The organism is Spirosoma sp. 48-14 (assembly GCF_001898575.1).
GTDB lineage: Bacteria > Bacteroidota > Bacteroidia > Cytophagales > Spirosomataceae > Spirosoma.
Genome location: NZ_MKUD01000081.1, coordinates 239,535 through 264,983, shown reverse-complemented (window position 1 = coordinate 264,983; position 25,449 = coordinate 239,535). Strand labels below are relative to the sequence as shown.

The window sequence follows — 25,449 nt, the reverse complement described above, 5'->3', positions numbered from 1 at the left end:
GCATCGTTCAGCTTGGCTTGTTACGAACAACCTTCTTTATCAGCCGATAAATGGCAACCAGGTGTGCGAACAAAACGGTAGGAACAACAAAACCCGGAAGCCAGACGTAGGGGACTTTCAGAATGCCCACATTGGGTTGATCGAAACCGAATTGTTGAAAGGGGAAGGGCGCCGACAAAATAGCATGAATCACAATATTCAGCACTAAGCCCAACACCAGCATGTTCCAGACTAAAAGCCATTGGTTTGACAATTGGTGGCGTTGAAACGTAAAATAAGCCACAACAGGAGCCGTCAGGCCCGACAGAATATCAACGTTGCCTCCTTCAAATGTCATCAAGTGCGGCACCTGATGGTATAGATAAAGCCCGTACAAACTTAGCTCTACAGGAACCCGTACAGCGTGGAGAACGGTCAGTGTCGACAGTGGCAGTTTTTCGATCCAGAGCCGCCCCTGGGTTGTGATGAACAGGCCTATTATAAAAAGTAATGGTGGACCAATAACCAGTACTAAACCTGGCGGTCTGGCATCGAGGTGGAGAAAAATCTGATTGTAGGCTAGAAGGGCTAAAATGATTAGCCAGATCGATACGCCAACGAACAATCGATTCGCTGCACGTTTGGAAACCTGTCGAACCCCGCTATAGAGATAATAACCAGTTAAGAGCGTTGTTGCTCCAAAAAAAGCGTCGAGCCAGAGCGGTGTCGTGTCGTATAGATGAGAAAGATTGGGTTGCATGATAACGGCCTGTTAGAGCAAGTCCTATTACTTGCGATGGCAAAGGAAGGACAGTCGTCAGACAGAAATGCAATGGCCAGCCCTCTATGACGATGAATAGTATCCAAACGAACGATGAATGGTCAGGCGATTGGGGTAGCCTCAAACCATTTTTTAAAATCAGGACGCCGATACCGGCTTACCATCACCTCTTCGTGCGGTTGCTGCCTGTGCAGGGCCGGAACAAGCAGGACGGCCAGCTTACGATTGGTATCGTCCTGAACCGTCCGAACGGCGTTTTGGGCCGCCAGAAACTGGCGATTAAGCTGAAAAAAGGATCGGTTATCGAGTTGAGGGGTCAATTGGGCAAAGGAAGAATAGGACGTAGACACCTGCTGTCCATCGGTTTTGACCAGTAAGATCAACCCACCTGTTGAATAGAAATAGGCAATCTGATCGACAGAGAGCCGGAGTTTACCCGTATGCATGGCTATCGTAACCAGTTGGGGCACTGGCAAAGGCGTAGTGATTGGGTTGGAACCCAGGGGACTTTCGGAAATGGATCGACTTTTTATCTCGCGCTCAGTTAAAAAAGCCCGTAAAATATAAAGCCCTACGTAGCCGCCATTCAGCAGTGACGCCAATGTGATACAAACCGTTATTCCTTTCAACACCGTTGGCAGAGCTGGCCAGTGGCTTGTGTATAGCCGTTGAGCAAGTGGGAAGACAATAGCAAAGGTCACTAACGTAGCTACTCCACCCACAACAAACTGAGCCGCCAAACGCCGGGTGGGCTGCTGACCAAACGGCAGTCGGGCATCGAGCCAGTCAAAAACAGCCAGATTCACCTCCCAGCAGGAGGCCATCACCGTTGCTACCGTCAGAAAATAAGGCCATGGAAACTGATAGCCCGGTTGCCCTGGAAATAGCTGACCAAACACCACATGTGAAGCGACCAGCGCAGCGATGGGCACCAGCGCAAGGCGGAGGTAAAGGTGTTGTCGGCGCGTAAGCGGGGCCATACCGGATCAGCGTTTGCATTGCCTGTGTAGGGCAAATGTAGCAAAAGCCAGCGCTGGATTATACAGGTACCAACATAGTCGGTTCCTTTATGCCATCGACGAGCATCTGTAAGGTTGTTTTTTCGTAAACGGCCAGGTTGGCGTCCCGAACACGTAGCATGATGGGCCTGATCTTACACGTCTCTTCGCTGTCGCAGTCGTCGCAGCGGGTGTAAAAATGAAGGGACACACAAGGCGTTGGTGCTATGGGGCCATCGATAATACGAACGAGTTGGGCCAGTGTGATCCGATCCGGCTCCACCCGCAGCATGTAGCCACCCCCTTTCCCTTTCTGGCTTTGCAGCAATCCATGATTCCGCAGTTCCAGTAAAATGCCTTCCAAAAATTTTTGTGGAATGTGTTCCTGCTCGGCAATGCGTGCAATCAGCACGGGTCCGTTCCCATACGCCTGGGTCAAGGCTTTCATGGCTTTGATCGCGTATTTTGCTCTTTTAGAGATCATATAGCATTTTATTTAGTGTGTGATTCCGATAGGGTTTTAGGATAATATATTTATCCGATAAATTTTATATACTAATTTGGAAAATAAAAAATCTCCCGCTTACCTTTACGGCGTCAATGACCACAAACTCAGTTCGTAATGGACTTCTGCCTGCTCCGATGTTGTTGTAAAATGAACCATTATCCTTGTTAATGGGAGGATAGTAGCCGTGTAGTTTCATCGGTTCCAGTTCTGGTAATTCCTTGATTAACTAGCCTTCACATACATTCGATTCCTTCATCGACAGGCAAAAGTAAGAATTTACTTTAAATCTATATTAAGTACATAGATTAAATATTTTTAACAATTCACTTCGTCAACAAACAACAACGTTCAACGACAATTCGCTTCCGGTATGCTATCAGCTTCAACAACAGGAAACCGCCAACTGGTCTACCAGATTATCGGGTTCGACCGACTGAATTTCGTAGACGACGTAGCCAATGCCGTTCCACAGGATGACCAGTGTCGAATTACGGGACTGTCGTTTGTGGTCAATGGCGTTCGGGTCGATGGTCAGCTGACGGTCTGGGTACAGGACGATAATCAGCTGGCCCGAATTTACCGGCAGTTGTCTGCCATACAGGGGCTGGTTAGTGTGCGGCAGAGTGATTGACAAAGAATACCGAAAACAACTAAAACATGAGTAACCAGATTATATGTCCCACGAGTGGGGTTCAGATCAATGAGACGAAAGTTCGTCTGGTAGCGGGTCTTGTCCTGCTTATAGCCGTTGTGTATTTGCTAACGAATTGGTTGGCTTTGCCTCTTTTACTGTTTGTCGATTTTGGTCTTCGGAGCACCGATTTAGGAAAATACAGTCCATTAGGAACGATAGCCGACGGCTTGGTAAATACTTTCCATTTGCCTTATAAAGGCACCGATCAGGCTCCTAAGCAATTCGCGGCTCGCATTGGCTTCGGCTTTGCTATCCTGATTATGGTACTACATATAGCAGGCGTTTCAACTCTACTTGCAGTAAGTGTGCTGGCCGTTTTTGCCGCACTGGAATCAATTGTTGGCTTTTGCGCTGGCTGCTACGTGTATACGTATTACCTACGGTTGTTTGCTAAAGTAAATGACTAAGAAATTGTTTGCATTCGTGACGTCAGGTTCTTAAACCTGACGCGTGCGGTTTCTCAAAACCGAACGGTTTGTCTAGCTCAGTTTTGAGAAATCGTACGAGGGCAGATTTGAGAATCCACCCTCACCCTAACCGATCAAACCACTTAGGCTGGCGGCAACCGGTATAGGTGGGATGAATAAAAAAACCGAAACGGCGGCAACCGTTTCGGCAGGTCACAACAAGCTAGTTTTTGATCCATCAGGCGCTTACGACGCCGGGTGGACTACCCTGTTTCTCACGTAACCATTACAAAGTAATGCAAAAACTCTATGCAGTATGGGTAATTTTTTTACTCGTTTCGCTGGATCTGACTGCTCAATCAACCGACAGATCCGCTAATTCCTCAATAGCTACGCTTTCCGGCACAGTCCGGGCCGATAACGGTGAATCGCTTCCCGGTGTCAATATTGTTCTGAAAGGTCAGTCGAAAGGGACCGTTACCGATGCAAACGGGCAGTTTAGCTTGTCGGCTAAACCAGGTGATCAGCTCATTCTGTCGGCCATTGGCTATAAAACCATCGAAGTGCGCGTCAACGGAACGGCACCCTTACAAGTACAATTATCGGCTGATTCACGGCAACTTAGTGAGGTTATCGTAGTCGGGTACGGCACATCGGAACGGAAAAATCTGATTGGTTCCATTGCCAAAATCGATCCGGCCGATACCAAATCCATTCCTGTGGGTAGTGTGGATGCCCAGTTGCAGGGAAAAGTACCGGGCGTGCAGATTTCGAGTGCTACGGGTGTGCCGGGCGAACGGGTCAACATTCGCGTGCGTGGAGCTACATCGATCAATGCCAGTAACGACCCGCTCTACGTGGTCGATGGTGTATTTATCAACAGCAACAGCCTTCAGACAATTGGTACCGGAGGGAAAGCTACCTCACCCATTGCGGATATCAATCCGTCTGATATTGAGAGTATTGAGGTATTGAAAGATGCTGAAGCTACGGCATTATACGGCTCTCGTGGGGCCAACGGTGTGGTACTGATTACAACCAAGCGCGGTGCTTTTGGCCAGCGGTCGACGCTGAAAATCGATGCGTCGGCGGGGGCCGCGAAAGCTGCCAAACTCTGGGAGTTGACGACTGGCCCCGAACATGCCACCCTGGTAAATGAATGGTGGGTAAACACGGGTAAAGATACCCCCTCGCTGAACCGGACATTTGCCAACCGCCCATTTCGACCCGTCTCAGAAGGGGGCCGTGGTTTGCCCGAAGATCAGAAAACCTACGACCGACTGGGCGAACTGTTTCGAACGGCTCAACTCCGCAATTACGACATCTCCCTGTCTGGCGGTACTCAATCGACCAAATACTACATCGCAGGTGGCTACAACACACAGGAAGCCATTATTCGGCCCATCAACTTTAACCGGGCCAGTTTTAAGGTCAATCTGGATCAGCAGGTAAACGACAAAATACAGGTGGGTGTCAGCAATACATTCACCCGCACATACCGGAATCAGGGTCGGGCGGGCGATGGCCCTGCGGGTGGGTTGTTACAGGCGGCTTTGCACACACCTACGTACCTGTCGCCGACCAACGATCAGGGGGTGCTGGTAGGCCGCGCCGGGTTCGATAACCTAACCTTGCTGATCAACAACTACAATGTTCATACGACCAGCCTGCGCTACATCGGTAACCTGTATGCGGATGCCCAACTGCTACCCGGCCTGAAGTTTCGGACCAGCTTCGGCATCGATTACAACAACTATAACGAGTCGGAATACTGGAATTCCAAACTGATTTCGGGTAGCCCGAACGGCTATGCCACCTCGAGTATTAGTCAGTATACTACCTGGCTGAATGAGCAAACGCTGACGTATCGGAAAAAGATTGGCTCGAACCACTCATTGGGTGTACTGATCGGGAATACGTTGCAGAGCGATAACCTGACCCGTACGTATGCTGAAGGGCGGGGCTTCCCGAACGATAATTTTACGCAGATTTCATCGGCAGCGACTACGGCCAGCTCGCAAAACTGGAGCAAGAGCACGCTGGCATCGTTTTTCGCCAAGGCCGATTATAATTTCGCCGGTCGATACCTGATCGATGCCAGTGTACGGGCCGATGGGTCGTCGCGCTTTGGCTCATCCCGCAAATGGGGGTATTTTCCATCAGTAGGGGTGGCCTGGCGCGTGAAACAGGAATCGTTCCTACAGAACGTCACGGCTATCAGCGATTTAAAACTGCGGGCTAGCTGGGGTGTAACGGGTAACCAGAACGGCATCGGCAATTTTGCCGCACAAGGGCTCTGGACGGGTGGCACGGGCTATCAGGGAAGCCCCGGTATTGCACCCCAGCAACTGGGTAACCCCGATTTGCAATGGGAGCGAACCCGCCAAATCAGTGCCGGACTGGACGTATCGCTGTTTACCGACCGGATTGGGCTGGAGCTGAACGTCTACGATAAATACACCACCAACGGCCTGTTTCAGATCGCGCTGGCCGGTACGACAGGCTTTAGCAGTTATTGGAGCAACGCGGCCGAAATCAGCAACAAAGGATTTGAACTGGGTATCAACACGGTCAACCTTCGCCAGAGTGGGCTGACCTGGACGACCAGTTTCAACGTGGCGCAAAATGTGAACCGGATCGAAAAACTGGCGACGCCACTCAAATACGGTAGCCGCGATCTGATTCTCCAGCAACAGGGCTTTCCGCTGTATTCGTTCTGGGTGTACAAACAATTGTATGTCGATCCACAAACGGGCAACGTGGTGTACGACGACGTAAACAAAGACGGTAAAATCACTGTCGATGACCGGCAACTGGTGGGCAGCATCTGGCCGAAATTCTTTGGTGGCCTTACCAACAGCTTTTCGTACAAGGGCTTCGATGTGAACCTGTTTTTCTCCTATCAATACGGCAATAAGATTTACAACCACAATCGATTCTTCGGGGAAGGTGGTGGAGCGCGTGACGATGCCCGGATCATCTTCAAATCGAATCTGGCGCGCTGGCAGAAACCGGGCGACGTGACGGATGTACCTCGTCCCGATGGTATCAATGTCAACAACTACCGGGATGGCGGAAGCCGCTGGCTGGAAGATGGCTCATTTCTGCGACTAAAATCACTAACAGTAGGCTATACGGTTCCGAAGGCAATCACGAGTCGATTAGGCATTCAGAACGTTCGGGTGTATGCCGTTGGCACCAACCTGTGGCTGCTCACCAACTACACCGGCCTCGATCCCGAATCCAGTTCCAGCAGCGATCAGAATGCACAAGGTATCGACCTCGGCACTCCTCCCCAGCCCGTTGGTATTCAGGGTGGAATTAGTTTGACTTTATAAAATTCGCTCCAACCATCTTAAGAAAGGGGCGCCTTCCAAAGGAAACTCATGGCCTTATGGAAAAACAGCTACCCTTGGTGAGTCACCCTTCTCCTGAAATCAGGAGAGGGGCCGGGGGTGAGGTGGTACGACCAATCATACATAAACCAATGAAATCAATCAACTCTCTCTTTTTTCTGCTTCTGCTGGTCACGGTCAGTAGTTGTAAAGATTTTTTAGATGTAAAACCGCTGGAGTCGATCTCCGATACGGAAACGATTACCGATCAGAACTCGGCGCTGACTGCGCTGCGGGGAGTATATAGTGCCCTGGCCAGTGGCGACTATTACGGGACAAGTTTTCAATCCATCGGCTACCTGTCGGGCGACAACATCCAGTGGACGGGCTCGCAGTCACAGGTGCAGGAGTTTATCAATAAAAAGGTGAATGCCGATAACTCGACCATTTCGAGTGTCTGGATTGCGATTTATCGGACTATCAACCGGGCCAACAACATCATTGCGAAAGTGCCAACCGTAACGGACCCGGCCCTGACCACAGCCTTGAAAAACCAGTACCTGGGTGAAGCCTATGCCATACGGGCACTCGCTTACTTCGACCTGTCCCGTACGTTTGGTGGGGTACCGATCATTACTGATCCGACCATCAAACCGACGGATAACTCGGGTATCAAACGGAGCACACAGGCCGAAACCTACGCACAGGTGCTGAAAGACCTCGAAACCGCCGAGCCGCTGTTACCCACCACGGTTGATCGTTATCGGGTCACGCAGAAAACCGTTTTTGCGCTGAAATCCCGATTCTATCTCTACCAGAAAGATTACGCCAAAGCCGAAGACTACGCCAGCCGACTCATCAGCGATGCGACCAACTACAAGCTGGTGAAACCGTATGGAGCCTTCTTCCAGAACGATGCGCGGGGAACGGCAGAGTCGGTGTTCGAAATTTTCTACAACGGCACGACCGAAGTGAACAGCCACCGGGGGCAATGGCAACCGCAAACCAACGGTGGTACACGGCAATGGGCACCCAACGATGCACTGGTTGCCTTGCTGAACGATCCGGCTGTTGGGGGCAATCGCTCGGTGCTGGTTGCCAAAGACAATCAGAACCGCTGGTATGGAAACCTCTACTACCGCAACCCCGGCTCCGATCCGTCGTATGTGTTCCGCATTGCCGAAGCCTACCTGATTCGGGCGGAGGCTCGGGCTCAACAGGATAAACTGGCTGATGCCCTGACTGACCTGAACGCCGTCCGTGATCGGGCGGGACTGACGGCTCTGACCGCTACAACGACCTCAACAAAAGACGCCGTTCTGCTGGCGATTGAAAACGAGCGACGGGTCGAGTTTGCGCTGGAGCCTCATCGCTGGTTCGATGTGGTACGCACGGGTCGGGCCGGAGCTGTTTTCAACCTGACCGATGCCAATCGGTACGTATTGCCGATTCCGGTTCAGCAGCTACAGACCGACAAAGCACTTACGCAAAATCCTGGCTACTGATTATTCCTAAACCCTATAGCGATGCCTTATTCTGACACCACGTTTGCTAATCCGCAAACCTTCCAACAGGCCGAGTTACAGACCGACAGTGGCTGGACATCGGTCGAAAAAGGAATATTCCGGTTCGTATTCCTCTATTTTCTGATTCAGATTCTGCCACTCGATCCGCAGTTTTTCCGAAATCTGGTTTCGTTCGGTGGCGGGTACACACGATACCTGTTCAATCTGTCGCATTATGCCCCCCGTTTTGTGGGCACTGAAGATAGTTTCGCTAACTGGGGTATCGTTGCCCTCGTGGCTCTGATTGGTTCGGTTGTGTGGTCGCAGCAAGATGATCGAAAAACGAATTACGATGCCCTGTTTTATTGGCTGCGGGTAGCGTTACGCTACCGACTGGCTCTGGGCGTGATCGCGTATGGATTTATCAAACTTTTCCCGTTGCAGGCGCCCCTTCCGTCGATTAGTAATCTGAACACCGCCTATGGCGATCATACGGCCTGGAAACTTTTCTCATTGTCGCTGGGGGTTGTACCTTCCTATGAATCGTTTCTGGGGCAGGTGGAACTGGTGGGTGGCTTGCTGTTGCTGCATCGGAAAACGGCAACTATCGGTACGCTGATTCTACTGCCATTTTTGGGTAACGTGTTCTTCTCCAATCTGGCTTATGAAGGGGGCGAGTACGTGTACAGTGGCCTGCTGATTTCCTTTGGGCTGGTTCTGTTTGCCTTCGATGCGATTCGGTTGTTTCGGCTGGTTTCCCTCGAAGTGGCGGCCGTACCCAATCGATTTCATCCGATATGGCGCGAACAGTGGCAACAGTACAGTCGGCTGGCACTGAAAGGAGCATTTATCGGGCTGACGGTATTGCTCTATGGCTTCACAACGTACACGACCTACCGACAGGGCTCTATCCGCTTTCCGAAAACACCCGGATTAGCCGGAGCAGCCGGTATTTATAATGTGAGTGAGTTTAAGCTGGCTGGTAAAACGCTGCCGTATTCGAAAACGGACCCCGTTCGCTGGCAGGATGTCGTTTTCGAAAAATGGAATACCATCAGCATCAAATCGAACCGAGCTGTTGACCTGGTCAATGACAATACCGAACAACTGTCGGCCACGGATGCCGGGCGAGATTATGAGTATGCAGGCTCGCAGGGTCGGCACTATTATCGCTACACCGTTGACCCAACTGGCCGACTACTGACGCTTAAAAATGCAAATCCGCATTATCCTAACGAAACCCTGCAACTGACCTATACCAAAGCCGGTGACGGCCGGATTATTCTGGCGGGTGTCGATGAAAAGCGTGACTCCGTGTATGCGGTATTGGACAAACTGGATAAAAAATACCTGATCGACGAGGCTGCCAAAGCGGGTCGACGGGGATCGCTCAAACTCTAACCTTCTTCTGAATCATGGCAACTCCCAATATAACCCCTGAACGTGCTGATTTAGGGTTGATTACGCCGGAAGAATTAAGTGCGTCGTCTGTCTCAAAAGCTACCAGTAGGAAAGTACCCGCCGACAGTCAGCCCGGTTCAGCTACGGCCTGGACCGAAGGACAGAAGATTTTGTTTCGCATTGCGTTTGTGTTTTTCATCAGTATGTCGCTGCCTAACAGCCTCGACTGGTACAAGGAACTCGTCTCGTTCGACTGGCTGCATCTGCATTACCGCGATCTATACGATATTGCCCGTTTTGGCTCTGGGTTGACCTTATTTGGTAACAAGCTGTTTGGTAGTACGCTGAACGGCTACGCACCCTGGATTATCACACTCATCTTCGCTACGGTGGTTGGACTGATCTGGACAACTGTTGTTCGGAACCGACAGATTATCAACTATAATCTGCTCTATTACTGGTTGCGGGTAGTGGTACGGTATCGGGCGGGTATCGGGATCATTGGATTTGGGTTTACCAAGCTGATGCCAACGCAGTTGCCCTATCCATCGCTGGGGGTGCTGAATACGAATTTTGGTGATCTGACAGCCCAGAAAATCTATTGGTTATCCATCGGTATTGTGCCCTGGTACGAAGTCTTCACGGGCGTGGTCGAGGTACTGGCGGGTGCGTTACTGTTCTTCCGGGCCACCACGTTCTGGGGTAGTGTCCTGCTATTTGGGGCACTGGCCGATATTGTTTACGTCAATTTTGCCTACGATGGCGGGGTGCATGGCTATAGCTCGTACTTCGTGTTGCTGTCGGGCTTTTTGCTGATCTACTACCTCAAAGACCTGTATAATCTGCTGATCCGGGAGCGGCTGACCATTCCGAATTATTTTGTTCCGGTATTTAGCGGTTGGCAGCAATATGCTCGTATTGGCCTGAAAACGACTACAATAGGGTTGTTTCTGGTGCTGTTGTTCTGGCTTCAGTATGTCAATTTTCGGTACGATCCCTACAAACAACCGGCTCAGAAAGGGTTGAAAGAACTACGCGGTAATTACAACGTGACCCAGTTTAAGCTAAACGGGGCCGAACTGCCTTACTCCCCGCTGGATTCGCTTCGCTGGCAACAGGCTACATTCGAAAACTGGACAACGCTGACCTTCAAAGTAAATAAACCTGTTGAACTGGACCTGTCGAACGGTGGGGGAGCCCCCATGCGTGACATCAACCGAACCTTCGAGTTGACGGGCGTAGCGGGTGGCCAGCGGGTGTTCTATTACGAAGCCGATACGGTACACCATGTGCTGTATTTGCAGGATAAAAACCGGGGAGCGCGTAATCAGGAAAACCGGGAGTTTTTGGGCAACAACCGCGATCTGGGCGGTACGTCCGAAGGAGCCAAAGCCCGGTTGAGAGGAGAGCGTCGGAAAGGGGACAAGCAGGAGACTGATAACTGGATTCCGAAAGAAGCGCTGGCGATCATCGGCCCGGAAGATCCCAAAATCAATCCAATTGCCCGCTCTACTCGTCGGACTAAAGGGATTGAAGCCGAAAATCGACCCACAAAACGCAACCGGATGATTCTGAGCTATACAGCACAAAATGGCGGTCAGCGGGTTATTTTACAGGGTATTAACGAGAAAAAAGATTCCATTTATGTGGTACTCGATCGGATTCAGCGGCCATACGCCTTATCCGAAAGTACCCTCAAAGCCGGAAGTTATTAAGGGGTAAGTGTTTAAGTTTTTGTTTCGATAGTTTTTTGTCCTTCCGAGGAACGAAGGATCTCAAGCGTCAGGATATTCGGGATTCCTCGTTCCTCGGAAGGACAAAAAAAACCATTATGGAAAGTCTAAACAGTACCTTGCTGTGGTTGTCTGCAATCGTTACGTTTTGGGTGAATTTTTTGCCTGATTCAGAAGGTCAGGGCTGGTTATATGATAAAACACCTGTAGTTGTTCGAGATACATTTCCAGCTACGTTTGGCATTGGCCGGGCCGCGACTCCGGTCGAAATTGCCCGGCTCGATATTGATGTACGGCCCGATGGGAAAGGCTTACCCCCAGGCGAAGGGAAACCAACCGTGGGTAAGTTGATTTTCGCCCAGAAATGCGCAGCCTGTCACGGCGTAGGGGGCGTTGGTGGACCAAATGAATCGCTGGTGACAACGGCTTCCGAAGGAACGAAAAAACGACCGGAGAAAACCGTTGGCAATTACTGGCCGTATGCCACCACTGTATTCGATTATATCCGGCGGGCCATGCCGTTCAGCGAGCCGGGTTCACTCACTAATGAGGAGGTGTATAACCTGACGGCCTATTTGCTGACTGCCAACGGTATTATCGACGAAAAAGCTGTGATCAACGCCCAAACGCTATTCGTGCCCGACGATTGGAAAGGCGGCCCCGAAATAAAGTGATATGAAGAAAATCCTTCGACTCAATCAACTGACCACTAAGCTTTCCCGACGGGCTATGCTGGGCGGAGCCGCTACGGCGGCTGTGGCTATTGTCCAGACCGCACAGGGGAAAAGCGTTCAGGGAAGTATTTCCGTTGCCGAACTGCTGCCCGATGACCCAACGAAGCGAGTAGGTACCTTGGCGGGCGAGGTTGGTACGCGGTCGTCGTTTGAAAAGCTTGTCAAGAAACCGTCGGAGATTTCGTCGCGGTCGCCCCTTCAGGATTTTTATGGCATCATCACTCCTTCCGATCTGCATTTCGAGCGCCATCATGCGGGTGTTCCCGTTATCGACCCGGCCAAACACGAGCTACTGATTCATGGGCTGGTCGATAAGCCACTGGTGTTTACCATTGCCGATCTGAAGCGATTCCCTTCCGTATCGCGGATTGCGTTTCTGGAATGCTCGGGGAATTTTCGTACAGGTAAGGAAACCATGAGTCCGCAGGATATTTGTGGCCTGACGAGTCAAAGCGAATGGACGGGCGTAAAACTCGCTACGCTGTTTCGGGAAGTGGGTGTGAAGCCGAGTGCAAGCTGGTTTCTGGCCGAAGGGGGCGATGCGGCCGTAATGACCCGGAGTATACCCGTTAAAAAAGGCTGGGACGATGCGATTATTGCCTACGCTCAAAATGGCGAAGCCTTACGACCCGAACAGGGCTATCCGGTTCGATTGTTTCTGCCGGGTTGGGAAGGGAATACTAACGTGAAATGGCTCCGACGGATCGAACTGGGTGATGCGCCCTGGCACACACGGGAAGAAACCTCGAAATACACCGAAAACGTCAAAGGTGGTAAAATCCGGCAGTTCAGTTTCGACATGGATGCCCGCTCGATTATCACCTTTCCGGCTTATCCGAAAACGGTTGAAAAAGGATGGATCGAAATTCGGGGCATTGCCTGGAGTGGTCGAGGGAAAGTAGCGCGGGTAGAGGTAAGTACCGATGCTGGTAAAAGCTGGCAACTGGCTACGCTTCAGGACCCGATCCTGGATAAAGCGCATACCGGATTCCGTTATCTGTGGCACTGGAATGGCGCTGACACCGAGATTATGAGCCGGGTTACCGACGAAACGGGTTATATTCAGCCGACGTTTACCCAACTGATCGAAGCGAGGGGCTCGGATGGCGGCTACCATTTCAACCCCATCACGGCCTGGCAAATCAAATCCGATGGGCGCGTACTAAACCGACCCGAAAGGTGAATTTTTCTGTGCAGTGTGCTGTGGGGTCAGATTCTTCAACCCGCCCGCACTAAATTACACAGCACTAAACAGTAAACGAATCTATTTTAAGACAGCGAACAAATGGCGAAAACCGAGGTAGATGCCGTGGTAGTAGGGTCAGGACCTAATGGGCTTAGTGCGGCCATTACGTTGCAACGAGCCGGATTGTCAGTGCTGGTACTGGAGGCCAAGGAAACCATTGGTGGGGGGACGCGCTCGGCTGAACTGACCCTGCCCGGTTTTGTGCACGACGTTTGTTCTGCCATTCACCCGCTGGCCGTAGGCTCTCCCTTTTTTCAGCAATTACCCTTGGCCGAACATGGGCTGGAGTTTATCAATCCCCCTGTGGCAGCCGCCCATCCGTTCGATGATGGCACAGCAGCCGCTCTTCGGTATTCATTAACAGAAACGGCCCAATCACTCGGCGCTGATCAGGAAACATACCGGAACTTGTTTGAACCCCTCGTTCGACACTGGCCGGGGCTGGCACCGGATGTATTGGGACCTTTGCGTTTTCCGAAACATCCAATCGATTTAGCCAGCTTTGGTCTGGATGCCCTGTTGCCCGTTACACAACTGGTCAAACGGTTCAAAACCAAAGAAGCCCGTGGGCTATTGGCTGGTATGGCCGCTCATTCCATTCAGCCCCTGAGTAATCTGACCACATCGGCCATTGCCCTGGTGCTGACTACTGCTGGACATCTATACAACTGGCCCATCCCCAAAGGTGGTTCGCAGGCGATTGCCAATGCAATAGCCTCCTATTTTCAATCACTGGGGGGACGGATCGAGACGGGGAGGCTGGTCCGCTCTATGAACGATATTCCATCGACGCGGGTGGTTCTGTTCGATCTGACACCGAAGCAACTGCTTTCCATTGCCGGAGATCGCTTATCGTCCCTGTATCGTCGGCAATTGGAACAGTACCGCTATGGAATGGGTGTTTTTAAGATCGACTGGGCGCTGGATGGCCCAATCCCGTTTACCGCTCCCGAATGCCAGCAGGCGGGTACGATACACATTGGCGGTACGTTCGAAGAGATAGCGCAGGCCGAGCAGGAAACCTCTGATGGAAACCACCCTGGTCGACCGTTTATCCTGCTGGCTCAACAAAGCCTGTTCGACCCCAGCCGAGCCCCAGCAGGGAAGCATACGGCCTGGGCGTACTGTCATGTGCCAAACGGCTCGACCGTTGACCGGACGGAGGCCATCGAGAAACAGGTTGAACGGTTTGCACCTGGGTTTCGCGACCGGATTCTAGCTCGCCATACCATGAATACCGTACAGATGGAAGGCTATAACCCTAACTACATCGGGGGCGACATCAACGGTGGTATTATCGACATCGGGCAGTTGTACACGCGTCCGGTCATAACCTTATCTCCCTACAAAACATCGGCTCCCGGCATATTTATCTGTTCTTCGTCAACACCACCCGGTGGGGGCGTACACGGTATGTGTGGCTATCATGCCGCCCGTGTAGCCCTCCGCGAAGGTTTCGGAAAACCCGTACCGATTCATCTGGCCTAAGCAATCGCCTTAGTATCGTCAGCCTCTTCCTGTTAAATGAGCTTACTGAATGAGATGCGTCCGGTTGTTCTTCTCAGACAGGAGTGGTAAAGCGATTTTGTTGTTTTAAGGCGAAATTAACCAGCAGAATCAGCACAGGGACTTCTATTAAAGGCCCAATCACTGCTGCGAAAGCGGCTCCCGAATTAATCCCAAATACCGCGATTGCTACGGCAATGCCCAGTTCAAAGTTATTTCCGGCTGCAGTAAAGGCCAAGGCCGTTGATTTACCATAATCGGCTCCTGCTCGTCTGGAAAGATAGAAAGCAGAAAAAAACATGATAGCAAAATAGACGGTGAGCGGGATGGCAATGCGTACTACATCGAGCGGAATGGAAACGATGAGCTGGCCTTTCAGACTGAACATGACCACAATCGTGAAGAGAAGCGCAACGAGGGTAAGGGGACTGAGAGCGGGTAAGAATGTCTGCTCGTACCAGTGTCGGCTAACGAGTCGTGTAAGGATGAATCTTGAGAGAATACCCGCCAAAAACGGAATACCCAGATAGGTGAATACACTACGAGCGACTTCGCCAATGGTAATATGTACCTCGTAACCGTGCAGGCCAAACAACGGTGGTAAAACTGTAATGAATAGCCAGGCATAGACCGAATAAAACAACACCTGAAAAATGCTGTTAAACGCCACCAGCCCCGCAGCATACAGCCGATCGCCACCCGCCAGATCGTTCCAGACAATGACCATGGCAATGCAGCGGGCGATACCAATCATAATGAGGCCAGTCATGTAATCGGGCTTGTCCGACAGGAAAAGAACAGCTAAACCGAACATCAGTAACGGGCCAATAATCCAGTTCTGAACGAGAGAAAGAGCCAGGATTCTCGCATTGGCAAACACAGTTGGCAATTCCTCGTATTTGACTTTTGCCAGCGGTGGGTACATCATCAGAATCAGGCCAATTGCCAGCGGTACGTTAGTTGTGCCGGAGTTGAACTGGTTGATAAGTGTCTGCGATTGCGGGAAAAAATAGCCGATGCTTACACCAGTAAGCATGGCTACAACGATCCATAGCGTTAAGAATCGATCCAGAAATGAAAGGCGCGGTGTACTCATGCAGGTTGGCTGTTTAGAGCCCGTTTCATTACGATGGCCGACGATGGGCAAAGGCCACTGAATTGCTGCGTCTGTTGAATGGGGTCAGGGACCAGTTCGCGGCTTATCGGGGCGAAATCGTAACGAGTAAAATACCCATTGGCAGTAGTCGTAATCAGGTAAATGTCCTGCAAGTTGGCTGCCCTGGCAGTATCCAGTAAGCGATCAAGTAACCGAGCAGCAATGCCTTTGCCCTGATGGGCCGGATCAACGGCAACCGAACGTAGCAAACCAACCGAGCCAAAGGATTCCAGCCCGGCTACGCCGACCAGCGTTTCGTTCTCTTTGGCAATGACAAAATTGGGTAGACCTGTAGGTAAATCCTGAATGGGTAAATCGTTTTGCGCTAGAAGACTCTCGATGGCAGCCTGATCGTCGGGCCGAGCGGTGTCAATATGAATGGCCATTTTTAAATGAGTTAGTGATGGGCTAACCTGGTTTCGATGAAATCTTTAGCGAAAACTTTAATCTGGTCGCGAACCTGACGGAATGACGTCAGCGCATCAACACCCGGCTGATGGCCCGGATCGGGAAAGCTATGATGAATCGTTTCGGCGCTCGACGGAAAGAGCGGACATTGCTCACGGGCATTGTCGCACACCGTAATCACATAATCGAACGGAATAGCTAGGTACTCATCGACATGGTTAGAAGTGTGCTGTGAAATATCGACATTATCTTCAGCCATGACCTGAATGGAGAGAGGGTTTACACCGTGAGGAGCTACGCCCGCGCTATAAACGTCGGCCTGTTCAGTGTGTTCCGATTGATCGGCAAAGAAGCGCAGATAGCCTTCCGCCATTTGTGAGCGGGCCGAATTGCCTGTACAGAGTACGAGGATACGTTTCATTATAAATCAGGTTTGATTTAAGGGTTAGTTACAACAATCGGGTCCACAGCAAGCGGCAGCCGCTGGTTTGGTTTCTACCAGGCGAACGGGCTTCTGGGCAAAAACAGTAATGCTGTAGATGCCACGCTCCTGCTGGCGGTACTGAGCGATTTCTTCCTCGGTCAGGTAATTTCGCAGGACAGAATCGGGCAGATTGATCTCCCGCTCTTTCTGTACCTGAATGGCAGTGAAACCGTTGTCTATGATAAGTTGCAGATAGGCCTCTTTCTGGATAGCACCGGATACACAGCCTACATACAGTTCGGCATCCTGCTGTAAGCCCTGCGGCAAATCGCCGTTCAGTACAATATCGGAAATGCTGAAATGACCACCAGGTTTTAAAATGCGGAAAGTTTCGGCAAAGGCTTTTTGCTTATCGGGAACCAGATTCATGACGCAGTTACTAACCACTACATCGGCCAGGTTGTCGGGCAGGGGCATATCTTCGATATCGCCGTAAACGAATTCTACGTTGGTATAGCTTCGGGTTTTCGCATTTTTTCGAGCGCGGTCAATCATCGCTGGGGTCATATCCAGGCCAATTACCCGCCCTGTTTCGCCGGTTTCGGCACGAGCCACGAAACAGTCATTACCTGCCCCCGAACCTAAATCCACGACTGTGTCGCCGGGCTTGATGTGGGCAAACTGGGTGGGTAAGCCGCAGCCTAAACCTAAGTCAGCATCAGCGACGTAGCCCGCCAATTCGTTATAATCCTGCGCCATCATGATCGGTATATTGGCTTCAAGCTCAGGTCCCGGTCTGGATTGGTCGCAGCAGGAGGTAGGTCCGCAGCCGCAGCCATCCGATTCAGGTTGTTCGGCAATGGCGCCATATTTCTGGCGCACAACTTCTTTAATTTGCTCAGCAGTTTCCATGTTCAATTTATCGGTTTAATGTAATATTGCGATCAATGTGGCCAAAAAAAAAGCCACTATTTAACAGCAGGTAGTGGCCACTACAAACGTATCCAGCAGTGAACCAAAGGCTTGCCGGGCTTCTTCCCACACGGTTTCGTTGATGCAGTAGCAGACGCGGGGCGGATTAATTTCTCCCTGAATGATGCCAATGCGTTTCAATTCCTTCAAGTGTTGCGAAACAGTTGCCTGGGCCAGGGATAGTTCATCCACTAAATCGCCACAAACACAGGCTTTCTTTTGAGCCAGTAATTGCAGGATGGCTACCCGTGCCGGATGAGCAAACGCTTTGGCTAAATCGGCCAGCCGATTTTGTTGTTCCGTAAAAATCTCTGTTTTCGTGACTCCCATAGCGCAAAGGTACTAGTAAATTTATATATCGCAATATTGCGATTGATATTTTTTGAATTGATACAAACTATCGGACGTATTACCTTTATCTAGCCCCTATACAATCAAATGCTGATCGTAGTCTTGCAGTCGTTTATCTACGATGAAACCAGATGGAGGGTGTGTCAGAACCTGGCTGGCAGTTCTGTTGCATAGAGTGTATAGGTTGATTTGGGATTTACCTTGTTGTGTGGACAAGTAAGGCTGAGAATAAAAAAAACGCAGTCACATCGGTGTAACTGCGTTTTAACCAGCCCTGTCAGCTATGATTACCGACAGAAAACATGACAACTTGATAAACTGGTTTACATTTAATTGACGCCATCGGCTTTTTTCGTCCGATCTTTCGCGGCTGCTTTTAATTCTTTAGCCTCACTTTTCAGCTCTTTCTTATGAGCGTGTTTTATTTTTCGATCGGCTTTTGCTTTGCGTGTATGGGCGTCAGAAATCCCGGCTATTTCGAGTCCTTTGCCGGTAGCTGCATTGGAGCGAAGCTCATTGGCTTTAGCGGCTTTCTTTTCCGCTTTCTGTTCTTTTTTCTCGGCCTTAGCTTCTTGAACGGCCTGCCCGAAACTGGTTTTAGTCAGGGTTAGCATGGCTACTACTGAAACCCCTAAGATGATCTTGTTCATAACGTTTATTGTTTTAGTGAAAGGTACTTTTACTCTCTAGAATTAATTAATTTTACTTAACTGGAACTACTCAGATTTGTTTGTTTTAGAGATAACCATCTTTTCGAATACCTAGATAAAAGCCCACCGAATTAGCATACAAATCGCCTATATCGGTTGCGATAGAAGCACGAGCGGTTACTCCTTTCAAAATAGCTACCGGCGAAGCCAGAGTCAATAGTGAGGAAAACTGGTGAACGGGGTTCGGGAATGGTTGCTCATAAGTGCCCAGATTTTCGCTGTAAGAAGCCTTAAATTGGAACGAAAAGAAATCGAGTATTCGGCCCGACATACCCATATGCATTACTGCTACCCGGTTGTTGTTAGTGAATCCATACTGAGGTAAGTCGCTCCGACTAGCCGGGGTAGGACTAATGAAAGGTGTGCCAATCGTTTGCCCATACCGCGACCAGCCATCCTGATACTGCGAGTGGTTAAAATAATTGTCACGACCTCGCTGGGCAGAACTTTCTAAAAATTGGGAACCTCCCTGACTCTGCGTGTAAAGGTATTCAAGCAGTAAGTCCTTAATTTGAATTCCTGTCGGATTGCGGGGGCGCCTATTACGGATGCGCAGTCCATTCAGACCATCCTGTATGTTGGTCAGGTAGAACAGGGAGCCATCTTCGTAGATGTTCTGTCGATACGCAAACAGTGAGAACGAGCGGCCAATATATTCAAATCCTAGATCGACCGTTCCCAGGTGATTGCCAATACGATTCTCATGGTCAAAATGGCTAACGCGTGTTGTGTCGATATCCGTTCGATTGCCCAAGGGCAACGCCAGTACCATATTGACGTAATCGCTGAATTGATTGGGAAGCTGGTTGTTTTTGATTGTCGAATTATTCGATAAGCGGTCAGTCTGCCCGCCCCACATGACCTGGTGATTGATGCCCGCATAGAATTTCGTTCGCCAGTTGGGCCTTCCCAATCGTGCATACAGGGCTTTCTGATGTAACATGGCATTATCGACAAATCGGCCCGACTCAAACCAGCCGTGGGCATAAAATCCTTTAAAGCCGATGAGCCCTTTTCGAGGGAGGTAATCCGGTATGGCAAATTGTACTTTAGTCAGAGGCAAGGCATTACCTGACCAGGCATAAGACCCTGAACTTAATGTCGAATCGACCAGGCCAATAATTTCCCGTCGTCGGCCAGCCCATACTTCCATACTACGTCCTAGTTTGAGTTTCAAATAGGCTTCCGGAATGAGCAGTTGATAGGTGTGACCTGCATTGAGAACGGCCTGTACTCCCCAGCCAAAGTCAATTTTTCGTTTAATGAATTTCAGGCTATCGGCATGTGATCGAATAGCTCGATAATCCTGCCGTATGGACTGCCGTAGTGTCAGAAACGGACTGTCGTTTGGCACAATACCGTATTGATTACTGCGCAACCAGAATGGAGTAGCTGGGGATGTAGCTGCATAAAAACCGACTTCGGTCTGATAACGGACTTTTCGCAAGCCTTGAGACCAACTGGTTAAACAGGACATGAAAACGAGTAGAACAATCAGAACATAGGTAAAAGGTTTGGTCATAAGGAAAGTAGCAATTGGAAACTAGTTGGCGCTGAAAAACTCAGCGCCAACTGCATCAGTGAACTGTGAAAGTGGAAAGCGTAGGTTTACTTGGGCCGATAAAGGCGGCTACCTAACCTTGTGCGTGTAATGGGCATCATTAGCCTGCCTAACCAGCCTGTTGACGAACGGTTGACTCTTGTGGATAATGAATCGTCAGGCGTTTGCAGGCTATTTACTTTCGGCTGGACAAATCGAAAGGCGACGTAACAATAAGCAAGTATGACCCCCGATTCCACGATCGTCTCTAGCGGCTCGCGTTCATAGTGCCCATACTTCATGTCCTGGTACCAGTCGATCAGCAACCAGCAGTATCCTATAAAACCGAGTAGACCTGCCAGGATACTACTCATCATTAGCAAGGACTGTCTCATGATATGGTTAATTTATGATTATACGTTATCCATTAGCTCAGATTTGACCCATGATGCTTAAGCTTCAACAGGACAGGGTCAATACGACGGCGGGATACTCTGATAGTGTGTTGGTTGGGCAGGCTCACTTCCAGTGTAGTTGAGTTCGCGTAATCATACTTTTGGACGAAACTTGGGTTGATCAGATCGGATTTGTGAACCCGCACAAAATCGGGTAGCATCTCTTCAAACCATTTGAGATTTTTGGCAATCAACATTGGCCTTTTAGAAGCCTGAAGGTGAAGCCACGTATAATTGCTTTCGCCCTGCAAGCGAACAATCGTGTTGAGCAGAACAGGTTCTGAATAACCGGGAATTTTAATTGAACGGGTAATCTGATTAGCAGCAGAAATCATAGCGTGAGTGGTTAATGGCAAAGTGGGGCAAGCGACTTCTGAACGAAATAGCGAGTAACCCCAACGAATTGCTTCAATGGACAATAGCAAACGTATGCTGATTGACTCGATGAAAGACTGTGTAAAGAGCCAGTATCGTTTCAACAGACGAAGATTTTCAAAAAGAAGAATGGCAAAAAGCCGCCTATAGAATCAATGGGTCGTAGGGTACGAGCGTAGGATAGGCAGTGGTAAAGTGGGCCGTTGGCCTGGAGAGCGAGCGATGTTTCGAGCGCTGGAGAGGTAGAAAGGAGCGTTGGGCTCGGGAGGTAGTTGGGTATTTTGCGGAGAGGGATTGGCCGGAGCGAATCCAGGGTGCTGAGCGTCTCTGTCGATCATGGATCGTAGGCAAGGCTCGCTCCCAAGTGAGGGTTGCCTGGCTGTTGGCAGTGTTAAAACGATTCATCAGTTAATACTAGTAATAAAGTAATGAAGACTATTATAGGTAATGTGGGGTTTAGTACAAATGACTAATCTTACAGGCTGAACAATTTGTTAACTAGCCCAATTTTAAAAAGTTTTCACTAAGGGTCAGTTTTTGAGCAAACGGTAAGCATAAACGTAATTTATTTCATAACTATTTAATCATCAGGTATTTGTTTTTTTTAGGTGGACAATATCCTTATGTTAATCTGGCTGGCACACCTACAATAAGCAGGCTAATGAATGAATGTATGATTACTATTTATTTAGATTAAATTTAAGTAATAGTACTTATGTAGCGAGCGAAAATATTTCCAGCTAAAAAAAGGCTTTCTTCGTTCTCGGGATGGGTTTTTGTAGATATGTGGCTGAATAAGCATTGAGTTATATCAATCCTTATTCAGCAGTCTGTTGAGTATGATTCGCTATATGATGCAAGGCATTAAGTTGTATGACAGAATAGTAAGATTCAGGTATTTTCTTTACTGTATAAAAAAGCCCGCTTCTAGCTCAGAAGCGGGCTCTCTGTAGCCTCGACGGGAATCGAACCCGTATCAAACGTTTAGGAAACGCTTATTCTATCCGTTGAACTACAAGGCCAAAAGTAGCCCCTCTCCTGGCAGGAGAGGGGATGGGGTGAAGTGTAATCACGCAAAGTTGTCGAAAAACCATCAGCCTGCCAAACCATCGCCGTATTCGGCTGATTCTGAGAGTGGGACATGCAACCAGTTTGGATAAATCTGGTAGTGCTTCTCTTTCACCAGGTCGTAGAGTAACTCACGTAACTCGCCCACATTTTCGCCTGTTTGCGCCGAAATAAAAGCAACATAATCGGCTTTCTGGGTCAGGTACGTTTTCTTCAGATATTCCAGCGCTGTTTTTCGTCGTACGGCTACCGGAATGACCACTTCTTCGTGCGAATCGTCATCGTCCTGATCAAGCTGGCCCGTCCATTCGTCTTTCGGAACAAACTGGTCCATCTTGTTGAAGACCAGTACCATCGGTTTATCGGCAGCTTTAATGTCGGCCAGGGTTGAATTGACTACCTCGATTTGCTCTTCAAAATTAGGATGCGACACATCGACTACATGTAGCAGAATATCAGCCTCCCGAACCTCATCGAGTGTCGATTTGAACGACTCAATCAGCGTAGTCGGCAGTTTACGGATGAATCCAACCGTGTCGGTCAGTAAAAATGGAATGTTGCCCAGTGTTACTTTCCGAACCGTCGAGTCGACCGTTGCAAACAGCTTGTTTTCAGCAAACACATCGGTTTTTGCCATCGTACGCATCAGCGTCGATTTGCCTACGTTGGTATAACCCACCAGCGCGACCCGCACCAGTCGATCACGCTCTTTCCGGCGCGTTACGCTTTGTTTGTCGATTTTGGCGAGTTTTTCTTTTAGGAACGCAATCCGATCTTTTACAATCCGGCGGTCAGTTTCCAACTCTTTTTCTCCTGGTCCACGCATCCCGGTTCCCCCTTTCTGGCGGCTCAAGTGCGTCCACATGCGGGTTAACCGTGGATAAAGGTATTGATACTGGGCCAGTTCGACCTGTACGCGGGACTGAGCCGTTTGCGCACGCATCGAGAATATGTTCAGAATCAGCAGACTCCGGTCCAGTACTTTGATGTCCTTGAACTCAGCTTCTAGATTACGTACCTGGGCTGGTGTCAGATCGTCATCAAAAATGATGGAATCGACGGGGTTGTCGATGAGAAAGGTCTGAATCTCTTCCAGCTTTCCTTTGCCGACAAAGGTGCGGGTATCGGGCCGATCGAGCTTCTGGGTGAATGCTTTTATCGTTTCAACCCCCGATGTTTCTGCCAGAAATGCTAATTCGTCCAGATATTCCTTGGTTTGATCGGCTGTCTGCTTTTGCGTAATCAGCGCGACCAATACAGCGGTTTCGGGTTGTTTGTGTGTTTCAATCATATAAAAAAATGGAGGCTATAGGATGTATGATGCAGGCTATATGGGTGGAGTTAAGCATACTGTCTATATCATACATCATGCATAAATAGAACGACCCCTTAGGGGTAAAAGTTTCGGTAAAAACAGGCATAACGACTTGGTTTTCATTATACCTGAACGGTTTTCCAGCGCCCTCGACGGAACACCAGAATGGCAATAACGGCTAATAACGTTTCGCTGATGGCCACCGACCAGAATACGCCGGGAGGCCCCCAGTTGAAGACATGGGCGAGCGTGTAGGCCAGCGGAATTTCAATTAGCCAGAAGCATACAATATTTATGATAGTTGGTGTACGGGTATCGCCCGCGCCATTGAGCGATTGACTCAACACCATACCATATGCCATAAACAGGTAGCCCAGACAAAATACGCGCAGACACTGAACAGCAATATCAACCACGTTGGTATTGTTATCAAACAGACTAACGACTTCGGCTGCACCCAGAAAAAAGCCTACGCCAACCGTAGCCAGAAAGATCATATTACAGAACGCAGCTCGCCAGGCTGAGGTTTCGGCCCGTTCGGGTTGCCCCGCCCCCAGATTCTGCCCTACCAGTGTAGCAGCTGCATTGGCCATACCCCACGAAGGCAGAATCGTGAAGATAATGATTCGGATGGCAATCGTATACCCAGCCACTACATCGCTGCCATAAGTCGACAGGATGCGGGTCAGAAATATCCAGCTAGCTGACCCCACCAGGAATTGACTTGTGCCGCCTATAGCCAGACTGATGATGTTTCGAATAACCTCCATGTCGGGCGTTAGATCGGAGCGAAGGACCTGGATTCCACCTTTCTGACGCGTCAGCGCATATAGTTGGTACAATACACCCAGTGAACGGCCCACTGTGGTGGCTACTGCCGAACCCATAACACCCAATTCCGGGAAAGGGCCCCAGCCAAAAATAAGCACCGGGCACAGAATGATATTGAATCCGTTGGCGATCCATAACGACCGCATAGCCATTGATGCATCGCCCGCACCCCGCAGGCAACCGCTTAGGGTATACAGCAGCATGATAGCGGGTGAACTGGCAAAAATCATCCGGGTGAAATTCGCTCCATTAGCAATCAGTTGCTCGTCGCCACCCATCAACCGCAGAATGCCTTCGGCAAAGATAAAGCCCGGTACACCCATCAGGACGGCCATAACCAGCGAAACCAGAATAACCTGACCTACTGCCTGAGCGGCTCCCCGCCGGTTATCTTCGCCAACTCGCCGGGATACCATGGCTGTAGCTGCCGTACTTAAGCCGATAGCAATGGAGTATACAATGGTGAGTACCGATTCAGTTAATCCTACGGTGGCAATCGCCTGCGTCCCGATTTTCGCTACAAAAAACACATCGACGACCGCAAACAGTGACTCCATCACCATTTCCAGAATCATCGGAACCGATAAAAGAAAGATAGCCCGGTTGATGCTACCCGATGTAAAATTGGTTTCTGAACCGCGCAATGCGTCCAGTAATAACCGAATGTATTTGGTCATTGGACAAAAAGACTAGACAATAGCTGAAGAGCTACAGGCACTGTATGAGTGAAATGGAAATGAAATCGACTGCCCATGCGAGCAGAAACACTAGAGAGAAGAAGAAAAAACCACGTGGGTTTTTAAGCGAGGAACTTCATCGGATTTGACGGGCTGGCATTGAGGTCGCCAGTTTAGGCTGCAAAACTACAACTTTATTTTCGGTAAATCCAAAATCATGTGCGAAGTCTATTGAGCGAATGAGTGATTGAGCGATTGAGTGAAAATAGTATGCGTCAGCTATTCACTCAATCGCTCAATCACTCATTCGCTCAATCACTCAATAGACTTCCTTGCTCAA

23 protein-coding genes and 1 tRNA gene are annotated in these 25,449 nt (G+C 49.7%); 9 read left to right on the top strand and 15 right to left on the bottom strand.

Features of this window, described 5'->3' with window-relative positions; genetic code table 11:
- Positions 1 to 7: 7 nt before the first annotated feature.
- The 3 genes from BGO59_RS33285 to BGO59_RS33275 all read right to left on the bottom strand — a co-directional run bounded on the left by BGO59_RS33285 (position 8) and on the right by BGO59_RS33275 (position 2,242).
- Entirely contained in the window at positions 8 to 739 is a 732-nt protein-coding gene (locus BGO59_RS33285; RefSeq protein WP_293691529.1) for a hypothetical protein, read from the bottom strand.
- Positions 740 to 861: 122 nt separating this feature from the next.
- Positions 862 to 1,740, bottom strand: a complete 879-nt coding sequence (locus BGO59_RS33280; protein ID WP_293691527.1) for a LytTR family DNA-binding domain-containing protein — start codon at positions 1,738 to 1,740, stop codon at positions 862 to 864.
- 58 nt (positions 1,741 to 1,798) lie between these two features.
- A complete protein-coding gene (locus BGO59_RS33275) occupies positions 1,799 to 2,242 on the bottom strand; it encodes an Rrf2 family transcriptional regulator (protein ID WP_293691525.1) in 444 nt (147 codons plus the stop codon).
- Between the two features lie 394 nt (positions 2,243 to 2,636).
- Between BGO59_RS33275 and BGO59_RS33270 the strand changes: the two genes are divergently transcribed.
- The 9 genes from BGO59_RS33270 to BGO59_RS33230 all read left to right on the top strand — a co-directional run bounded on the left by BGO59_RS33270 (position 2,637) and on the right by BGO59_RS33230 (position 14,809).
- A complete protein-coding gene (locus BGO59_RS33270) occupies positions 2,637 to 2,897 on the top strand; it encodes an ACT domain-containing protein (protein WP_293691523.1) in 261 nt (86 codons plus the stop codon).
- 26 nt (positions 2,898 to 2,923) lie between these two features.
- Entirely contained in the window at positions 2,924 to 3,367 is a 444-nt protein-coding gene (locus tag BGO59_RS33265; protein WP_293691521.1) for a DUF4395 domain-containing protein, read from the top strand.
- A 296-nt stretch (positions 3,368 to 3,663) separates the two neighbouring features.
- The gene (locus tag BGO59_RS33260; protein WP_293691519.1) at positions 3,664 to 6,705 is read left to right on the top strand and encodes a TonB-dependent receptor; all 3,042 of its coding nucleotides are present in this window, start codon (positions 3,664 to 3,666) and stop codon (positions 6,703 to 6,705) included.
- Between the two features lie 149 nt (positions 6,706 to 6,854).
- A complete protein-coding gene (locus BGO59_RS33255) occupies positions 6,855 to 8,207 on the top strand; it encodes a RagB/SusD family nutrient uptake outer membrane protein (protein ID WP_293691517.1) in 1,353 nt (450 codons plus the stop codon).
- Between the two features lie 21 nt (positions 8,208 to 8,228).
- Entirely contained in the window at positions 8,229 to 9,608 is a 1,380-nt protein-coding gene (locus BGO59_RS33250) for a DoxX family protein (protein WP_365982101.1), read from the top strand.
- Positions 9,609 to 9,622: 14 nt separating this feature from the next.
- Positions 9,623 to 11,323, top strand: a complete 1,701-nt coding sequence (locus tag BGO59_RS33245; RefSeq protein WP_293691515.1) for a hypothetical protein — start codon at positions 9,623 to 9,625, stop codon at positions 11,321 to 11,323.
- A 116-nt stretch (positions 11,324 to 11,439) separates the two neighbouring features.
- A complete protein-coding gene (locus tag BGO59_RS33240; protein ID WP_293691513.1) occupies positions 11,440 to 12,015 on the top strand; it encodes a cytochrome c in 576 nt (191 codons plus the stop codon).
- 1 nt (position 12,016) lies between these two features.
- The gene (gene soxC / locus BGO59_RS33235) at positions 12,017 to 13,258 is read left to right on the top strand and encodes a sulfite dehydrogenase (protein ID WP_293691511.1); all 1,242 of its coding nucleotides are present in this window, start codon (positions 12,017 to 12,019) and stop codon (positions 13,256 to 13,258) included.
- 102 nt (positions 13,259 to 13,360) lie between these two features.
- Positions 13,361 to 14,809, top strand: coding sequence for an NAD(P)/FAD-dependent oxidoreductase (locus BGO59_RS33230; RefSeq protein ID WP_293691509.1), 1,449 nt, complete (start codon positions 13,361 to 13,363; stop codon positions 14,807 to 14,809).
- Positions 14,810 to 14,882: 73 nt separating this feature from the next.
- On the opposite strand, the gene arsB is transcribed toward BGO59_RS33230, so the two are convergent.
- The 12 genes from arsB to BGO59_RS33170 form a co-directional block, all read right to left on the bottom strand.
- On the bottom strand, positions 14,883 to 15,923 hold the full coding sequence (arsB, locus tag BGO59_RS33225; protein ID WP_293691507.1) for an ACR3 family arsenite efflux transporter: 1,041 nt from the start codon (positions 15,921 to 15,923) through the stop codon (positions 14,883 to 14,885).
- On the bottom strand, positions 15,920 to 16,369 hold the full coding sequence (gene arsN2 / locus BGO59_RS33220; protein WP_293691506.1) for an arsenic resistance N-acetyltransferase ArsN2: 450 nt from the start codon (positions 16,367 to 16,369) through the stop codon (positions 15,920 to 15,922). Before arsN2 ends, arsB begins: the two co-directional genes overlap by 4 nt.
- Before the next feature lie 11 nt (positions 16,370 to 16,380).
- Positions 16,381 to 16,812: an arsenate reductase ArsC gene (locus BGO59_RS33215; RefSeq protein WP_293691505.1), complete on the bottom strand. Its 432-nt coding sequence runs from the start codon at positions 16,810 to 16,812 to the stop codon at positions 16,381 to 16,383.
- 24 nt (positions 16,813 to 16,836) lie between these two features.
- The gene (locus BGO59_RS33210) at positions 16,837 to 17,727 is read right to left on the bottom strand and encodes an arsenite methyltransferase (protein WP_293691503.1); all 891 of its coding nucleotides are present in this window, start codon (positions 17,725 to 17,727) and stop codon (positions 16,837 to 16,839) included.
- Between the two features lie 60 nt (positions 17,728 to 17,787).
- On the bottom strand, positions 17,788 to 18,117 hold the full coding sequence (locus tag BGO59_RS33205) for a helix-turn-helix transcriptional regulator (protein ID WP_293691501.1): 330 nt from the start codon (positions 18,115 to 18,117) through the stop codon (positions 17,788 to 17,790).
- A 350-nt stretch (positions 18,118 to 18,467) separates the two neighbouring features.
- Positions 18,468 to 18,788, bottom strand: coding sequence for a hypothetical protein (locus BGO59_RS33200; protein ID WP_293691499.1), 321 nt, complete (start codon positions 18,786 to 18,788; stop codon positions 18,468 to 18,470).
- Positions 18,789 to 18,873: 85 nt separating this feature from the next.
- Positions 18,874 to 20,295 (bottom strand): capsule assembly Wzi family protein, encoded by a 1,422-nt coding sequence (locus BGO59_RS33195; RefSeq protein ID WP_293691497.1) that lies wholly within the window; start codon positions 20,293 to 20,295, stop codon positions 18,874 to 18,876.
- 520 nt (positions 20,296 to 20,815) lie between these two features.
- Entirely contained in the window at positions 20,816 to 21,178 is a 363-nt protein-coding gene (locus BGO59_RS33190; RefSeq protein ID WP_293691495.1) for a LytTR family DNA-binding domain-containing protein, read from the bottom strand.
- A gap of 184 nt (positions 21,179 to 21,362) precedes the next feature.
- Entirely contained in the window at positions 21,363 to 21,623 is a 261-nt protein-coding gene (locus BGO59_RS33185) for a hypothetical protein (RefSeq protein WP_293691493.1), read from the bottom strand.
- Between the two features lie 545 nt (positions 21,624 to 22,168).
- Positions 22,169 to 22,240, bottom strand: a tRNA-Arg gene (locus tag BGO59_RS33180).
- Positions 22,241 to 22,311: 71 nt separating this feature from the next.
- Positions 22,312 to 23,577, bottom strand: a complete 1,266-nt coding sequence (gene hflX, locus BGO59_RS33175; protein WP_293691491.1) for a GTPase HflX — start codon at positions 23,575 to 23,577, stop codon at positions 22,312 to 22,314.
- 146 nt (positions 23,578 to 23,723) lie between these two features.
- Positions 23,724 to 25,109: an MATE family efflux transporter gene (locus BGO59_RS33170; protein ID WP_293691489.1), complete on the bottom strand. Its 1,386-nt coding sequence runs from the start codon at positions 25,107 to 25,109 to the stop codon at positions 23,724 to 23,726.
- Positions 25,110 to 25,449 lie beyond the last annotated feature (340 nt).

Excerpts from the sequence above, each read along its gene's own strand:
- BGO59_RS33285 (WP_293691529.1), bottom strand. The coding sequence starts at position 739 with ATGCAACCCAATCTTTCTCATCTATACGACACGACACCGCTCTGGCTC.
- BGO59_RS33280 (WP_293691527.1), bottom strand. The coding sequence starts at position 1,740 with ATGGCCCCGCTTACGCGCCGACAACACCTTTACCTCCGCCTTGCGCTG.
- BGO59_RS33275 (WP_293691525.1), bottom strand. The coding sequence starts at position 2,242 with ATGATCTCTAAAAGAGCAAAATACGCGATCAAAGCCATGAAAGCCTTG.
- BGO59_RS33270 (WP_293691523.1), top strand. The coding sequence starts at position 2,637 with ATGCTATCAGCTTCAACAACAGGAAACCGCCAACTGGTCTACCAGATT.
- BGO59_RS33265 (WP_293691521.1), top strand. The coding sequence starts at position 2,924 with ATGAGTAACCAGATTATATGTCCCACGAGTGGGGTTCAGATCAATGAG.
- BGO59_RS33260 (WP_293691519.1), top strand. The coding sequence starts at position 3,664 with ATGCAAAAACTCTATGCAGTATGGGTAATTTTTTTACTCGTTTCGCTG.
- BGO59_RS33255 (WP_293691517.1), top strand. The coding sequence starts at position 6,855 with ATGAAATCAATCAACTCTCTCTTTTTTCTGCTTCTGCTGGTCACGGTC.
- BGO59_RS33250 (WP_365982101.1), top strand. The coding sequence starts at position 8,229 with ATGCCTTATTCTGACACCACGTTTGCTAATCCGCAAACCTTCCAACAG.
- BGO59_RS33245 (WP_293691515.1), top strand. The coding sequence starts at position 9,623 with ATGGCAACTCCCAATATAACCCCTGAACGTGCTGATTTAGGGTTGATT.
- BGO59_RS33240 (WP_293691513.1), top strand. The coding sequence starts at position 11,440 with ATGGAAAGTCTAAACAGTACCTTGCTGTGGTTGTCTGCAATCGTTACG.
- soxC (WP_293691511.1), top strand. The coding sequence starts at position 12,017 with ATGAAGAAAATCCTTCGACTCAATCAACTGACCACTAAGCTTTCCCGA.
- BGO59_RS33230 (WP_293691509.1), top strand. The coding sequence starts at position 13,361 with ATGGCGAAAACCGAGGTAGATGCCGTGGTAGTAGGGTCAGGACCTAAT.
- arsB (WP_293691507.1), bottom strand. The coding sequence starts at position 15,923 with ATGAGTACACCGCGCCTTTCATTTCTGGATCGATTCTTAACGCTATGG.
- arsN2 (WP_293691506.1), bottom strand. The coding sequence starts at position 16,369 with ATGGCCATTCATATTGACACCGCTCGGCCCGACGATCAGGCTGCCATC.
- BGO59_RS33215 (WP_293691505.1), bottom strand. The coding sequence starts at position 16,812 with ATGAAACGTATCCTCGTACTCTGTACAGGCAATTCGGCCCGCTCACAA.
- BGO59_RS33210 (WP_293691503.1), bottom strand. The coding sequence starts at position 17,727 with ATGGAAACTGCTGAGCAAATTAAAGAAGTTGTGCGCCAGAAATATGGC.
- BGO59_RS33205 (WP_293691501.1), bottom strand. The coding sequence starts at position 18,117 with ATGGGAGTCACGAAAACAGAGATTTTTACGGAACAACAAAATCGGCTG.
- BGO59_RS33200 (WP_293691499.1), bottom strand. The coding sequence starts at position 18,788 with ATGAACAAGATCATCTTAGGGGTTTCAGTAGTAGCCATGCTAACCCTG.
- BGO59_RS33190 (WP_293691495.1), bottom strand. The coding sequence starts at position 21,178 with ATGATTTCTGCTGCTAATCAGATTACCCGTTCAATTAAAATTCCCGGT.
- BGO59_RS33185 (WP_293691493.1), bottom strand. The coding sequence starts at position 21,623 with ATGAATCGTTTTAACACTGCCAACAGCCAGGCAACCCTCACTTGGGAG.
- hflX (WP_293691491.1), bottom strand. The coding sequence starts at position 23,577 with ATGATTGAAACACACAAACAACCCGAAACCGCTGTATTGGTCGCGCTG.
- BGO59_RS33170 (WP_293691489.1), bottom strand. The coding sequence starts at position 25,109 with ATGACCAAATACATTCGGTTATTACTGGACGCATTGCGCGGTTCAGAA.